Source organism: Azospirillum halopraeferens DSM 3675, assembly GCF_000429625.1.
In the GTDB taxonomy this organism is placed as follows: Bacteria; Pseudomonadota; Alphaproteobacteria; order Azospirillales; family Azospirillaceae; genus Azospirillum; species Azospirillum halopraeferens.
The window spans coordinates 54,846-69,452 of the sequence record NZ_AUCF01000013.1; the positions used below are offsets into that span (position 1 = coordinate 54,846).

Annotated in this window: 10 protein-coding genes; 3 read left to right on the forward strand and 7 right to left on the reverse strand. The window is 69.4% G+C overall.

The genetic code is table 11. The annotated features are described in order from the left end of the window. Positions 1-6: 6 nt before the first annotated feature. Positions 7-1,263, reverse strand: coding sequence for an efflux RND transporter periplasmic adaptor subunit (locus tag G472_RS33075; RefSeq protein WP_245593489.1), 1,257 nt, complete (start codon positions 1,261-1,263; stop codon positions 7-9). A 2-nt stretch (positions 1,264-1,265) separates the two neighbouring features. Next, positions 1,266-2,021 (reverse strand): TetR/AcrR family transcriptional regulator, encoded by a 756-nt coding sequence (locus tag G472_RS37170; RefSeq protein ID WP_051340795.1) that lies wholly within the window; start codon positions 2,019-2,021, stop codon positions 1,266-1,268. A 203-nt stretch (positions 2,022-2,224) separates the two neighbouring features. Between G472_RS37170 and G472_RS33085 the strand changes: the two genes are divergently transcribed. Continuing rightward, positions 2,225-4,222, forward strand: coding sequence for a BCCT family transporter (locus G472_RS33085; protein WP_035692380.1), 1,998 nt, complete (start codon positions 2,225-2,227; stop codon positions 4,220-4,222). A 21-nt stretch (positions 4,223-4,243) separates the two neighbouring features. Here the strand turns inward: G472_RS33085 and G472_RS0113800 are convergent, their stop codons facing one another. The 5 genes from G472_RS0113800 to G472_RS0113820 all read right to left on the reverse strand — a co-directional run bounded on the left by G472_RS0113800 (position 4,244) and on the right by G472_RS0113820 (position 9,797). Beyond that, positions 4,244-5,140 (reverse strand): glycine betaine ABC transporter substrate-binding protein, encoded by an 897-nt coding sequence (locus G472_RS0113800; protein WP_245593490.1) that lies wholly within the window; start codon positions 5,138-5,140, stop codon positions 4,244-4,246. Between the two features lie 37 nt (positions 5,141-5,177). Next, positions 5,178-6,098, reverse strand: coding sequence for an ABC transporter permease (locus tag G472_RS0113805; protein WP_029008881.1), 921 nt, complete (start codon positions 6,096-6,098; stop codon positions 5,178-5,180). Positions 6,099-6,101: 3 nt separating this feature from the next. Then, positions 6,102-7,298, reverse strand: a complete 1,197-nt coding sequence (gene proV, locus G472_RS0113810) for a glycine betaine/L-proline ABC transporter ATP-binding protein ProV (protein WP_029008882.1) — start codon at positions 7,296-7,298, stop codon at positions 6,102-6,104. 491 nt (positions 7,299-7,789) lie between these two features. Then, the gene (locus tag G472_RS33090; protein ID WP_051340796.1) at positions 7,790-9,067 is read right to left on the reverse strand and encodes an MFS transporter; all 1,278 of its coding nucleotides are present in this window, start codon (positions 9,065-9,067) and stop codon (positions 7,790-7,792) included. Positions 9,068-9,074: 7 nt separating this feature from the next. Continuing rightward, positions 9,075-9,797, reverse strand: a complete 723-nt coding sequence (locus G472_RS0113820) for a type 1 glutamine amidotransferase (protein WP_029008883.1) — start codon at positions 9,795-9,797, stop codon at positions 9,075-9,077. 143 nt (positions 9,798-9,940) lie between these two features. On the opposite strand from G472_RS0113820, the gene G472_RS0113825 reads away from it, so the two are divergent. Further along, positions 9,941-11,455: a bifunctional metallophosphatase/5'-nucleotidase gene (locus G472_RS0113825; protein ID WP_029008884.1), complete on the forward strand. Its 1,515-nt coding sequence runs from the start codon at positions 9,941-9,943 to the stop codon at positions 11,453-11,455. Positions 11,456-11,763: 308 nt separating this feature from the next. Then, on the forward strand, positions 11,764-14,571 hold the full coding sequence (locus tag G472_RS0113830; RefSeq protein WP_029008885.1) for a TIM-barrel domain-containing protein: 2,808 nt from the start codon (positions 11,764-11,766) through the stop codon (positions 14,569-14,571). Positions 14,572-14,607 lie beyond the last annotated feature (36 nt).

Genomic DNA, 14,607 nt, shown 5'->3' on the forward strand with positions numbered 1-14,607 from the left:
GATTCCTCAATTGCGCGGCAGCATCGCCGGGATGGCGAGCGGATCGTTCTGCGCGATCGCCACCGCGGCCCCGTTGTTCAGCTTGATCTGGCCGGAGATGACCACGCGGTCGCCGGCCCGGACGCCGCTCAGCACCTCGACCTTGCCTTCGAAGCGGTCGCCGACCTTGACCGGCACGCGCTCCACATGCAGCGATTCCTTGCCCTCGGCGTCGGTGCGGCCGTGCACCACGTACACGGAATCACCGTAGACCGTGTAGTCGACCGCGGTTTCCGGCACCACGACCATGTCCGCCTGCGGCGGCAGCACGACCCGCACGTTGGCGAACATGCCGGGCAGAAGATGGCGCTGCTGGTTGTCCAGGGTCGCCTGCACCTGGATGGCGCGGGTATCGGTGGTCACCTGCGGCTCGATGGTGGTGATGCGCGCCTCGAAGCTGCGCCCCGGCGCCGCGTCGGACCCGATCAGCACCGCCTGCCCCACGTCGATGCGGTTCAGCGCGTTCTCCGGCAGGGAGAAGTTGACGTACAGCGTCGACAGGTCGGTCAGCGTGACCATGGGATCGCCGGCGTTGATGTAGTCGCCCGCGTTGATCTTGCGGATGCCCAGTTCGCCCCCGAAGGGCGCGCGGATCAGCTTCTTGGCGATCAGCGCTTCGGTGCGCTTGATGTTGGCATTGGCCTCGTCGAGCTGGGCCAGGTTCTGGTCCACGGTGGTCTGCGGCCCGACCTGGTTGCGCAGCAGGTTGCGTGACCGGTCCAGATTGGCGGCGGCGAGCTTGGCCTGCGCCTGGTACGCCTGGAGGTCGGCCTGCTCGGTCGCGTCGTTGAGCTGGACCAGCGGGTCCCCGGCGCTGACGCGGGCACCGGAATCGAAATGGATGGTCATGACGCGCCCCGCCACCTCCGACGCCACGGAGATCTGGCGGCTGGCCGTCAGCGTCCCGATGGCGGACAGGTACTTGGGCACGGACTCCACCGACGCGGCCGTCACCGACACCGGGGTGGGCGGTGGCACGTTGCCGGCGAAGAAGTCGGCGATCGCCTGGTCGCGGAAGGTCTTGAAGCCGTACATCCCGGCCATCAGCAGGCCGATCACGATCAGCACGACGGTGAAGATCACGACCCGGGAGACGCGCCCGGCCGGGCGCGCCGCGGGCGCCGCCGGGGCATGGGGATGGGAGTGGGGGTGGGCCGTCTCGCGCACGGGCTCCGCCTCACGGGGCCGCCGGGGAGCGGCGTCGATTCGGGTGTCGATGGTCACGGTCATCCTCGCGAATCAGCGGTGGGCGAGCAGCCGGCCGCGGTGTCGTCATATTGTTTTGTTTCGGGGCACAGGCGGGCCAGCGCGGCGTCGGTCATCCCCAGCCCGCGCAGGATGAACCAGGTCACCCCCCCTACGGACTGCGGGCCGAAGCTCCGCGGCGCCACCGGCCGCCCCGGCAGGCAATGGGTCGCCAGGGCGGAGCACAGATGCTCGGCCAGCCACAGCCCGTCCTCGGCGGGCAGCGGCGTCGGCACCATGTCGCCCGACTCCCGCGCGGCGAGCAGCGACGCGGTGAAGAGCGGGTGGACCTCCTCGGCAACCCAGGTGTAGGCCAGCCGCGCGAACTCCCCGTCTTCCAGAAAGCTGCGCAGGAACAGACGATGGCGCAGGCGCTCGGCCGGATCGGTGGGCATGTCCACCAGGAAATGGCAGACCAGCCCCTGCACCAGTTGCACCAGCGTGTCGCCCGACGGCGGCAGCGCCATCAGGCGTTCCAGCTCCTTGTCGCCATCCAGGCAAGTCCGGAAGATCGCCTCGTAGAGCGCCGCCTTGCTCGGGAAGTGCTTGAAGATCAGCGCCTCCGACACACCGGCCGCCTGCGCGATCTCCTTCGTCGTCGTCGCCGTGAAGCCCTTCTGCGCGAACAGGGGCAGCGTGGCGTCGATGATCGCGGCGCGGCGTTCGGAGCTGTCGAGGCGCTGACCGCCGGCACCCGGCTTTTGCGCTTGCTCAGTCAGTAAGTGCTTACTCACCATGCAGGGAGATGTATGCCGCCGCAGCCGCTCTGTCGACCGGAAACTCAGACCCTTTTTTCGCAGGCGGTATGCGAAAGGGGCATGGCAGCGGCAATCCGTCGCACCCCCGAGTGCCATAGCGGGTCTCGGGCCGTTGTCACCCGCAGCCCCTCAGTGAACGCCCGCCCCATGCCAGGGATCGGGCCAGCCTTCGGAAACGCCGCATGGAGCGCATCAACAAGACCGTCTCGTTCACCGCCGGCGGCATCATCCTGTTGTTCGTGGTTCTGGCCGCCGCCCTGCCCGACCGACTTGGCGGCGCCATTGCGGCGTTGCAGGACATGATCGTCGGAACCTTCGGGTGGTTCTACATTCTTTCGGTCGCCGGCTTCCTGGTCTTCGTCCTGTGGCTGCCGCTCAGTCCCTACGCCGGCGTGAAGCTGGGCAAGGATGCCGACGAGCCGGAGTTCAGCTACCCCACCTGGTTCGCCATGCTGTTCAGCGCCGGAATGGGGATCGGCCTGCTTTTCTATGGCGTGGCGGAGCCGGTGCTGCATTTCGCCAACCCGCGCATCGGCGAATCCCGCTCGGTGGAGGCGGCGCGCGAGGCGATGAACATCGCCTTCCTGCACTGGGGCCTGCACGCCTGGGGCATCTACATCGTGGTGGGGCTGGCGCTGGCCTATTTCGCCTACCGCCACGACCTGCCGCTGACCATCCGATCGACCCTGTACCCGCTTCTGGGTGAACGCATCCACGGCTGGGCCGGGCACACGGTCGACATCTTCGCCATCTTCGGCACGCTGTTCGGCGTCGCCACGTCCCTGGGGCTGGGCGTCATGCAGATCAACGGCGGGCTGGAGTATCTCGGCCTGATGGAGGTGGGGCTCGGCAACCAGCTTATCCTGATCGCCGTCATCACCGCCGTCGCCACCACCTCGGCGGTCAGCGGCGTCGGGCGCGGCATCCGGCGGCTCAGCGAGCTGAACATGCTGGCCGGGGTGGCCCTGCTGGTCTTCGTGTTCGCACTGGGTCCGACCGTGTTCCTGCTGGCGGCGTGGGTGGAGAGCGTGGGGCGCTATCTGTGGACCCTGCCCTTCACCAGCCTGCGCACCCTGCCCTTCGCGGGAGCCGAATGGCAGGCGAGCTGGACCATGTTCTATTGGGGCTGGTGGATCTCCTGGGCGCCCTTCGTCGGCATGTTCATCGCCCGCGTCTCGCGCGGGCGCACCGTCCGCGAGTTCGTCGCAGGCGTGCTCCTGGCGCCCGTCCTGCTGACCTTCGTGTGGTTCGTGGTGTTCGGCGACACGGCCATCCACATGGAGCTGTTCGGCACGGGCGGCATGGTGGAGGCGGTGGAGGACAACGTGCCGACGGCGCTGTTCGTCATGCTCGACCGGCTGCCCCTGGCGACGCTCACCTCCGCCATCGCCACCTTGATGGTGGTGACCTTCTTCGTGACCTCAGCGGATTCGGGGGCGCTGGTCATCGACATCATCGCATCCGGCGGCGACCCCGATCCGCCGGTCGTCACGCGGGTGTTCTGGGCCGTGCTGGCCGGGGTCGTGGCGGCGGTGCTGCTGGTGGCGGGCGGGCTGAACGCCTTACAGACCGCCGCCATCACCACCGCCCTGCCGTTCTCCCTGGTGATGATCCTGATGTGCCGCAGCCTGGTGGTGGGGCTGCGGGCCGAGCGGCTGGGCGGCGTGCGCCGGGACCGTCCGGCCGGAGCGGTCCTGCCGGACGGCGGCGGCCCGCCGGGCAGTGCGCTCGCCCACCTGCCCGACACCGACTGGCGCAACCGCCTGTCCGCCATCGTCGGCCGCAAGGAGGCTGCGGCGGCGGCCCGGCACACCGGCAGCGCCGGGGTGCGCGGCGACGTCGCCGCTTTCCTGTCCGGCGTGGTCGTCCCCGCCTTCCGCGACATCGCGGCGGAACTGGAACGCCACGGCCGCACGGCGGAGATCGAGGCCAACCCCTACAACGCCACCCTGACGGTGCTGCGCGGCGGCGAGGAGGAATTCTCCTACACCGTGCGCGGCCGCATCCACCGGCCGTGGACCTTCGCCTTCCCCGAGATGCAAGGCGGGGACGGCTGGGAACCGCGCGCCGAGATCCTCGTGCGCGCGGGTCTCCAGCGCCAGTTCGATCCCCGCCGCTTCACCGCCGACCAGGTGGTGGAGGATTTCGTCCACGAGTATGCGAAGTGGATGGGGTGGTGAGAACGGCGCGCTGCCCTTCCGTTACGACTGCGGCATCGCGCCGGTCACCCAGTAGTCGATGCGCTGCGGGTTGTTGGCGACATAGGCGTCCACCGCCTGCTCGTACGAGGTGTTGCTGGCCTCCAGCATGATGGCCTCCAGGTCCTCCAGCGGCAGGTGCATGCGGGCCAGGAACTCGGCGACGCGGGGATGGTCCTGGTAGAAGTTCCGGCGCGCCATGACATGGACGCGCTCCAGGCCGCCCAGCACGCCCTCGGGGTCCTCCAGATAGCGCAGGTCCCACTTGGCGAACTTCCAGTGCGGGCTCCACGCCGTCACGACGATCCAGTCGTTGCGGTCCACGGCGCGGCTCAGCGCCGCCGTCATGGCGGCACCGCTGGCCGACACCAGCTCGTAACGGTCCAGGTCGTAGGCGTCCATGGCCTTCTCCGACGCCTGCATCAGGCCGGCGCCGGGGTCGATGCCCTGGATGCGCCCGCGCAGCTTGTCGCGCACCTCGGGCTTCTTCAGGTCGGCGATGGTCTTCACCTGGTCCTCGGGCACATAGGCCGGCACCGCCCAGCCCAGGCGGGCGCGGGTGTAGAGGATGCCCAGCGGCACGATGTCGCCGCCGACCTTCTCCAGATAGGCGCCGTGGGTCAGCGGCAGCCAGGACATCATCATGAAATCCAGATCGCCCTTGGCCAGGCCCTGGTACTGCAGGCCGATATCGGCGAGCACCAGTTCCACGTCGGTGTCCAGACGCTCCCTGATGATCTTCTCGGCCAGCTTGGTCACCGCCTCGGCGTCGGACCAGGCGGTCCAGCCGATCCGCACCGGTCCGCGGGGGTCGGCGGCCGATGCCGGCGCGGCGGTCAGGGCCGCTCCGACCACCACCGCGGCGCCGATGGCCAGCATCCTGAGAAATCCACGTCGCATAGCGCTCTCCTTGTTCGGAATTGAATAACGGCCGGGGTCACCGCGCCGGCGTGACACCGCCGGCGGTCGGCCGGGAAACGGCCGTCGGGATCGGTCGCCCGGCCAGGCCAAGCCGCTCGCGCAGGCTCGGCCGCACGCGGCCGGTACCGAAACTCTGGGTGATGCGGTCCAGCAGGACGGCGAGGATCACCACCGCCAGCCCGCTCTCGAAGCCGAGGCCGATGTCGAGGCGCTGGATGCCGCGCAGCACCTCGTTGCCCAGCCCGCCCGCTCCGATCATCGAGGCGATCACCACCATCGACAGGGACAGCATGATGGTCTGGTTGACGCCGGCCATGATCGACGGCAGGGCCGTCGGCATCTGCACCTTGAACAGGAGCTGGCGCCCGGTGCAGCCGAAGGCGATGCCCGCCTCCACCAGTTCGCGCGGCACCTGCCGTATCCCCAGGCTGGTGAGCCGCACCGCCGGCGGCATGGCGAAGATGATCGTGGCGAAGGTGCCGGGCACCCGCCCCAGCCCGAAGAACATCGCCGCCGGGATCAGGTAGACGAAGGCCGGCATGGTCTGCATCAGGTCGAGGATCGGCCGTACCGCCGTCTCCACCCGGTCGCTGCGCGCCGCCCAGATGCCGAGCGGCAGGCCGATGGCCAGGGCCAGCCCGGTGGCGGTCAGCACCAGGGCGAGCGTGTCCACCGTCTGCTTCCACAATCCCAGACCGGCGACCAGCAGCAGCGAGGCCGCCGCGAACAGAGCGAAGCGCCAACCCAGGCGCCAGAAGCCGATGAACACGATCAGACCGGCCAGTGCCAGGCCCGGCATCGACGACAGCATGGTCTGGACGCCGTCGGCCAGCGCCCCCACCACGGTGTCGATGGCGTCGAACACCCCCTGCCCGTGCGTCAGCAGGAAGGAGACGACGGCCTCGGCCCAGTCGCCGAGAGGAATGCGGAAGTCCATGGCTCAGCGTGTCCGTCCCAGGGTTTCCAGATAGGCGGTCTTGGAGATCGCCCCGACATAGGCGCCCGCCTCGTCCACCACCGGCAGGGGATAGGGCGCCGCGGTCAGGCGGGTCAGCACCTCCTCCATCGCCATGGCGGCGGGCAGCGGCTCGACCCCCGGCAGCAGGGCGTCGTCCAGCGTCGCCCCGCCGTTGCCCCGGTCGATGGCGGCCAGCAGGGATTCCACCGACACCACACCGTGGAACCGCCGCTTGCCGTCGCGGACGTAGCCGAACTCCCGGTCGCGTTCACGAAGCTGGCGGACCGCGGCGCGCGGTCCCTCGCCGGTGTGGCGGATCAGCGTCACCTGGTCACCGCGGGCGATGTCACCGGCCGTCAGGCACTTGGTGACATCGATGTTGCGGAAGAACGAGCGGACGTAGTCGTTGGCCGGGTTCTTCAGGATCTCGTCGGGACGGCCGATCTGCACGATCCGCCCGCCCTCCATGATGGCCAGGCGGTCGCCGATGCGGATCGCCTCGTCCAGGTCGTGGCTGATGAAGACGATGGTCCGCTGGCGCTCCGCCTGCAGGCGCAGCAGCTCGTCCTGCATTTCCGTGCGGATCAGCGGATCCAGCGCCGAGAACGCCTCGTCCATCAGCAGCACGGCGGGTTCGTTGGCCAGCGCCCGGGCCAGCCCGACCCGCTGCTGCATGCCGCCCGACAGCTCGTGCGGCCAGCTTTCGGCGTGGGCGCCCAGCCCCACCGCCTCCAGCGCCGCCTGCGCCCGGTCGCGCCGGGTGCGGGCGTCGACGCCGGCGACGTCCAGCCCGAAGGCGGCGTTCTGCCAGACCCGCAGGTGGGGCATCAGCGCGAAGCTCTGGAACACCATGCCCATGCGGCGCCGGCGCAGATCGATCAACTCGTTCCGGTCCATGCGGTTGATGTCGCGGCCGTCGATCAGGATCTCGCCGGACGTGGCGTCGATCAGGCGGTTCAGCAGGCGGATCAGCGTCGATTTGCCGGACCCCGAAAGCCCCATGACGACGAAGATCTCCCCCGCCTCCACATCGAAGCTGGCGTCGTGGACACCGACGGTCATGCCGGTCCGCGCGAAGATCTCGTCGCGCCCCAGCCCGTCGGCCAGCATGGCAAGCGCGGTGTCCGGCCGGTTGCCGAAGATCTTGGTGACGCCCCTGGCGGCGATTTGAATGGCCATTCGCAGTCGCTTTCCCTCGGCCGGAACGGGTCCGGCTCCGGAGCCCCCCGACGGCCCCGGCTGTGTGTCATCAGTTGGTTCGAAAAAGCGGGCCGCCGGGCACGGCTGAGGACCGGAGTCCCAATGCGGCGCGCACGAGCGGTCGCGGCGCCACGAAGTCCCGCATAGTTCTTCCGGCCGAGCCAATCAAACAAAGGCTCACGCCAAACAGGATGTACCGACTCCGCATCCGCCGGGATGGAAGATCCGTGAGTCCAGAATTAAAGGAAACCAATGATCGGTTCCGGTATTCCTCCTTCCAGTTGGCGACCGGCGAAGCGCCGACAGCGCACAATGGACGCCGGAGTGGCGCCGGAACGGGCAAGTCATGCCCGATTCGGAGATCACACTACCAAAGCCGGACGGGGATTTGAAGCCTTTTATCCCAAAAGGGGCAGAACCACCACAAACGGGGAAGAGGCGAGCCTATTTAAAGGCCAAAAATCCTTTTTCTAAGACTTTGATCCGGTATTTGCGGAGGTGTTGGGTGCAGGGTCCTCTTCCTCGGGAGCGCTCCGCGGGTCCAGGGGGGCGGCGACCGGCGTGGTACGGGTCAGCACATGGAACGGCCCCTGCCGCTCCGCCGGGACAGGGTCGCGGGCGGCCATCCGCCACAGGCCGAACGCGACGGAAGCGACGGCGACGATGGCGCAGAACAGGAACAGACCCGGCGGCCCGGCAAGCGTCATGGCGATGGACGCGCCGAACGGGCCGGCGGTGGCACCGATGGAATAGCCCAGCACCAGGCCGCCGCTGGCCGACACCATGTCGGCGGGATCCAGGTGGTCGTTGGTGTGGGCGACGCACAGGGGATAGAGGGCGAAGGTGATGCCGCCGAACAGCGACACCAGCACCAGCAGCCACGCGAAGCCGATGCCGCCGGCCAGCGCCATGGCCGCGCTGACCGCCACCAGGGCGGCGAACAGGACCACCAGCACCTTGCGCCGGTCGAACACGTCCGACAGGCGGCCCAGCGGCCATTGCAGCAGCACGCCCCCGAGGATGGCAGCACTCATGAACAGCGCGGTGTCGGCGGTGTCGTAGCCGAGCTGGCGGGCGTAGGCCGGCGCCAGGCTGTAGAGCGCGCCGGTGACCAGACCGCTGATCAGGGTGCCGAAGACGCCCAGCGGCGAGGCCGCGTAGAGGCGGGCGAACCCGAACGACCGCACGTTCGGCAACTGAGGCGGCGTCTGGCGGGTCAGCGCCACCGGCACCAGGGCCAGGGCCAGCACTATGGCGATGATGGTGTAGAGCAGCCGCCCGGTCTCGTCCTGCAGGTTCAGCAGGAACTGCCCGCCGCCTTGCCCGCCGTAGACGCTGATCATGTAGAAGGACAGGATCTGCCCGCGGGTCTGCGCCGTGGCGTTGTGGTTCAGCCAGCTTTCGACGCAGACGAACAGCCCGGCCATGCAGAAGCCGGCGATCAGCCGCAGCACGCCCCACAGCACCAGGTTGCCGCTGATCGAGTGGCCCAGCGTCGCCGCCGCCAGGATGGCGGCCAGCGCGCTGAAGGCACGGATGTGCCCGACCGCGCGGATCAACGTGAAGGCGCGCAGCGACCCGATGGTCAGCCCCGCGAAATAGCCGGCCATGACGACGCCGATGGCCAGCGGCGGCTGTGCGGCGTCGGACATGCGCACGCTGAGCAGGGTGCCCAGCGTGCCGGTGCCGGCCATCATCATGGCCATGGCCACCAGAAGGACGAGAACGGGGCGGACCAGGGCAGCCATCGCCGGATCACCCGCCGCCGGAAGACGCTGCGGCCCGGGCCAGATCGGCCCAGCGGGTGCCGACGGTGCGGGCGAAGGCCTGCTGAGCCGGCAGGTGGCGGGGAATCTGATCGGCGATGCCGGCGACATGGCGGGTGTCGTCCTCCCGGTGCTCCTCGCCATAGCGGTCGACCCAGTCGCGGATCACCGCCTCGGTCGCCTCCAGGTGGAACTGGAAGCCGTACACGCCGCGCTCCATGCGGAAGCCCTGGTGGAGCCCGCCACCCTCGGCCAGCAGGACCGCGCCGCCGGGCAGGTCGAAGGTGTCGTAATGCCACTGCATCACCACCGCCCCATCGCCCAGCCCGCCGAGCAGGGCGTCATCGCGGGCCGCCGCGGTCAGGCGCACGGGGTGGAAGCCGATCTCCGGTTCGTCATGGCGGTACACCCGGGCCCCGCGGGCGCGGGCGGCAAGCTGGGCTCCCAGGCAGACGCCCAGCACCGGACGGTCCTGCGCCGCGAAGGCGCGGATCAGGTCGAGAAGCGGCGGGAACCACGGGGCCCGCCGGTCGTCCCAGGCGTCCTGCGGGCCGCCCAGCACGACCAGGCCGGCGTAGCCGCCGGGATCGGCCGGCAGCGGTTCGCCGCCGTCGGCGTGCAGCAGGACCGGCTCGGCCCCGCGCTCGGCCAGTGCGTCGCCGAGAACGCCGAGGGGGGAGGTGTGATGGTTCTGCACGACGAGGATACGCATCGCTCTCCAACCGGCCGGGGGCTGCGGAGATGCACAGATGAAGGCCGGTGGCCGCCAAGGTCAACCCCGTGCACCACGCATGCGCCGTCCGGCCCCTTGCGCTACACTCCCGCGGCGTTGCCCATCCCCCGGAGATCGTCCGCATGGTCCGCCCGCTCCGCGCCCTCGCCGTCGCCCTCTGCGCCGCCCTTGCCCTCGCCGCCGGGACGGTGCGAGCCCAGGACGGCACCCTCACCTTCCTGCACATCAACGACCTCCAGGAGGTCACGCCCGTGCAGGGCCACGGCGGCTTCGCACCGCTGATGACCCTGCTGCGGGCCGAGCGGGCGCGCAACCCCGATGCCATCACCACGCTGGGCGGCGACTTCCTGTCGCCGTCCCTGCTGTCGGGCATCACCCGCGGCGCCCACATGGTGGATCTGCTGGGGGCTATGGGCACCGATGTGGCGGTGATCGGCAATCACGAGTTCGACTTCGGTCCCGAGGTCGCCCGCGCCCGCTACGGCGAGTCCGCCTTCCCCTGGCTGGCCACCAACGTGACGGGGGCGGACGGGCGGCCCTTCGGCGGTGCACCGGTCACCTGGACGCGCACCGTGGGCTCCGTCACCGTCGGCGTCTTCGGGGTGACGACGCCGGACACCGCTGACCTGTCCAGCCCCGGTCCGGCGGTGCGCTTCGCCGACCCGGTGGAAACCGCGCGCGACGCGGTGGCGGCCCTGCGCGCCGCCGGCGCCCACGTGGTGGTCGCCCTCACCCACCAGAGCATCGCCGAGGACCGGGCTCTGGCCCGCGCCGTCCCCGGCATCGCCCTGATCCTGGGCGGTCACGACCACGAGCCGCTCACCCTCTATGAAGGCGGCACGCTGATCCACAAGTCCGGGTCCGACGCCCATTTCCTCGGCGCCATCGACCTGGAGGTGCGCACCCGGACCACCGACAAGGGGCCGGTCACCACCACCGTGCCGGCGGGCTGGCGCATGCTGTCCACCGCCGGCGTCGTCCCCGATCCGGAGATTGCCGCCCGGGTCCGCACCCACACCGACCGCCTGGACGCAGAACTGGCCGGCGTGATCGGCCGCACCGCCACCGACCTGGACAGCCGCCGCACCGCCGTGCGCGCCGGCGAGGCGGCCATCGGCAACCTCATCGCCGATGCCCTGCGCGAGGCGCTGAAGGCCGACGCGGCGCTGATCAACGGCGGCGGCATCCGCGGCGACCGCACCTACGCCGCCGGCAGCGAACTGACGCGCCGCGACATCCTGGCCGAGCTGCCCTTCGGCAACGTCGGCGTGCTGGTGGCGCTGAGCGGTGCCGACCTGCTGGCGGCGCTGGAGCACGGCGTGTCCCGCGTCGGGGAGATGGCCGGCCGCTTCCCCCAGGTGTCCGGCCTGCGATTCACCTATGATCCGAAGGCACCGGCCGGCCGCCGCGTGGCCGACGTGACGGTGGGCGACCGGCCGCTCGACCCGGCGGCCGTCTACCGGGTTGCCACCAACGACTTCATGCTGAAGGGCGGCGACGGCTACACCATGATCGCGGCGGGCGGCATCCTGGTGGACCGCAAGGACGCCGTCCTGCTGGCCACCACCGTGATGGACCACGTCGCGTCCGCCGGCACCGTCGCCCCGGCTCCCGAGGGGCGCATCCGCACGCGCTGAGCCCGGAGCCGCCCCGCCTCCATCCATTTCCGAGAATAACTCATGCCGCGAACACGTTTCGCGGCATGAGCGCGCATGGACGCGATTGAGAGGTGGTATATCCTCTCGGGTCGTGGTAAGTAAAGAAGGGCGTCAAGTCGGTTCTCAGGAGTGATAATTGTAGTTCCTGGACTGACTACATTGGTATTTCGAGCTGGGACATTGCTACCGGGGCCATTGGCCATCCGGTACCGGGGGCCGTGGGATCATCGATCTCTTCACGGAACGGACCGGTATGCGCGCGCCACCATCAGGGGAGACAAGGGGCCGTGTACATTCCATTCGTAAATGTGCGTGAGTTCACGCCCAACACCCGCATCAACTGGGTTCCGGTCGGCACCATCGGGTCCGTGCAGCGGTCGGGGGACCGCTTCACGCTGGCCCTGGACGGTTCCGCCGGGCTGACCGTCGAACTGTCGTTCCTGTCGGCCACCTGCTTCCGGGTCCGCTTCGACCCGACCCGGCCAACTGCGCAGGCGCCGGACGTCTCGCCGGCAGTGGTTGCCGCGTCCCTCGGCCCGGTGTCCCTGTCGGTGGTGGAGGAATCCGCCACGGCGCTGGTGATCGACACCGGGGCCATGGTGGTGCAGGTCGACCTCCGTCCCTACCGCCTGCGCGTCTACCGCGGCGGCCAGCTCGTCTCGGCCGATCCGGACGGGTTCAATCTTGTCTACATTCCGGGCCAGCAGGTCATCGCCAACTTCAAGACCATGCCGCCGGGCGCCCTATACTGCGGGTTCGGGGAGAAGGCCGGGGCGCAGGTCCTGAAGAACCACTTCACGATGACGCAGTTCAACTTCGACAATTTTTCCTACACGCAAGCGCCGCTGCCGCCCGATAATGAGCCAGGACCGCTCAACCCTTCGGAAGCGCTGTACGCCTCGATCCCTCTGCTGATCGAGATGAACCCGCAACCGTCGGGTGACTACGCCGGCGCGCCGTTCGCCTGCGGCATTTTCTTCGACAATATATCCCAGTCCTACTTCAACATCGCCACCAACGACTACTCGGACATGACGGGCCTGTATTATTACGGGGCGCTGTTCGGGACGATGAACTACTACTTCTTCCTGGGCGACGGGGCGCCCGACGTGCTGGAGCAGTACACCGCGCTGACCGGCCGCGGGCCGATGCCGCCGAAGTACGTCTTCGGCTATCACCAGGGCTGCTACGGCTATTTCGACCGCGCGACGCTGGAGTCCGTGGCCGACGCCTTCCGTCAGGCCCGCATCCCCTGCGACGGACTGCACATCGACGTCGATTTCCAGGACAACTACCGCACCTTCACCCATTCGGAGAAGAAGTTCCCCGACGCCCGCGGCATGCTGGACGGGCTGCGGGCCAACGGCTTCAAGTGCTCCACCAACGTCACGCCGTTGCTGACCGACAACAGGCTCGACGAGAACGGTGCGTACGCGACCTACTCCCAGCGCGACGCGCTGCTGTCGGCGGGCGGCCTGATCTACGCGACCTATGCCGGCCAGGGACCCAACCCCGGCCTGTTCCAGGGCCGCATCAGCTACGGCATGTGCAACCGCAGCAATCCCTATCAGTATGAGCCGCACAACGCCTATCCGCCGCTCACCCCCAACCAGGACGGGGCGGTGCCGCTGAACGCCACCGGCAACTACTGCGACTACGGGCGCGCCGACGTCCGCCGCCTGTGGGGCGACCAGTACGAGCACCTGGTCCGGGACCTGGGCATGGACATGATCTGGCAGGACATGATGGACCCGGCCCAGGACCGTGCGGTAGCCGGCAACATCCTGACCTTCCCGCTGAACCTGATGATGAACGACGGCGCGGCCTACGTGCCCCACGGCTACATGCACAACGCCTACGCCCAATACCTGCTGGAGGGGACGTGGGAGGGGCTGAAGCGGCTGCGGCCGGACCGGCGCAACTTCATCATCGCCCGCGGCGGCTATGCGGGCATGCAGCGCTACGCCGCCCTGTGGACCGGCGATTCGGCGTCGAGCTGGGATTTCCTGCGCATCAACATCCCGGAGGTGCTGAACATCGGCCTGTCCGGCGTGCCGATCTCCGGCTGCGACATCGGCGGCTTCGCCAACGGCAGCGGGTCGGTGGGTGACGTGGTCTATCCGTCGCAGGTCGGCGGCGCGGTGCAGGGCGGCGTCACCAATTACGAGCTGCTGACCCGCTGGATGCAGGTGGGCGCCTTCCTGCCGTGGTTCCGCAACCACTACAACGGCTACACCAAGGCGTTCCAGGAACCCTACGCCTATGGCGAGCCGGTGCCCGCCAACTGCCGCAAGGTGGTGGAACTGCGCTACCGCCTGCTGCAGTTGTTCTACGACGCCATGTACGAGTGGACGCAGACCGGCATGCCCATCGCGCGGGCGCTGTTCCTCAACGACCCCGGCGATCCCGGCGTCTACAGCCGCCTCGACGACCAGTTCTTCGTCGGCCGCGACCTGCTGGTGGCCCCGGTGCTGGGACAGTTCGACTCCCTGTCGCCGCCGCAGGTGCCGCGCCGCGACATCTACCTGCCGGCCGGCAGCGACTGGTACGCGTTCCGCGACGACGCCCCCCTGGACGCGCCCATCGCGGGCGGAACCACGCTGCGGGACGTGGTCGCCGGGCTCGACACGGTGCCGCTGTACGTGCGGGCCGGCGGCATCCTGCCGCTGCGCCGCCATGTGGAGCAGTATGTGGGCGAACGGGCGCAGAACCCGCTGGTGCTGACCTGCTACCCCGGCCCGGACCGGGAGTACCGGCTCTATCAGGACGACGGGATCACCACCGGGGCGGAAACCGCCGGCCTCTACCGGACGACCCGCGTCACGCAGCAGACGGTGGATGCCAGCCGGACCGTGCGCCTTCAGCGCCTTCATGACGGCTACTCCCCGCCGGAGCCCTATGTGCTGGTGGCCCTGCCCGGCAGCATCCGTCCGGCGCGGGTGGAGGTGCAGGGAGAGGCCGTGCCGGATGCGGGCAGCCTGGATTCCCTCGAACGTTCGTCGGTGGCCGGCTACGTCACGGATGGCGCGACCGGCACGGTCTACGTCAAGCTTCCGGACACCGACGCCGACGCGACCGTCGTCGTGACGGTCTGAGCCGCGATGCCCCGCGCCGCGGCGCCGCATCCCGAC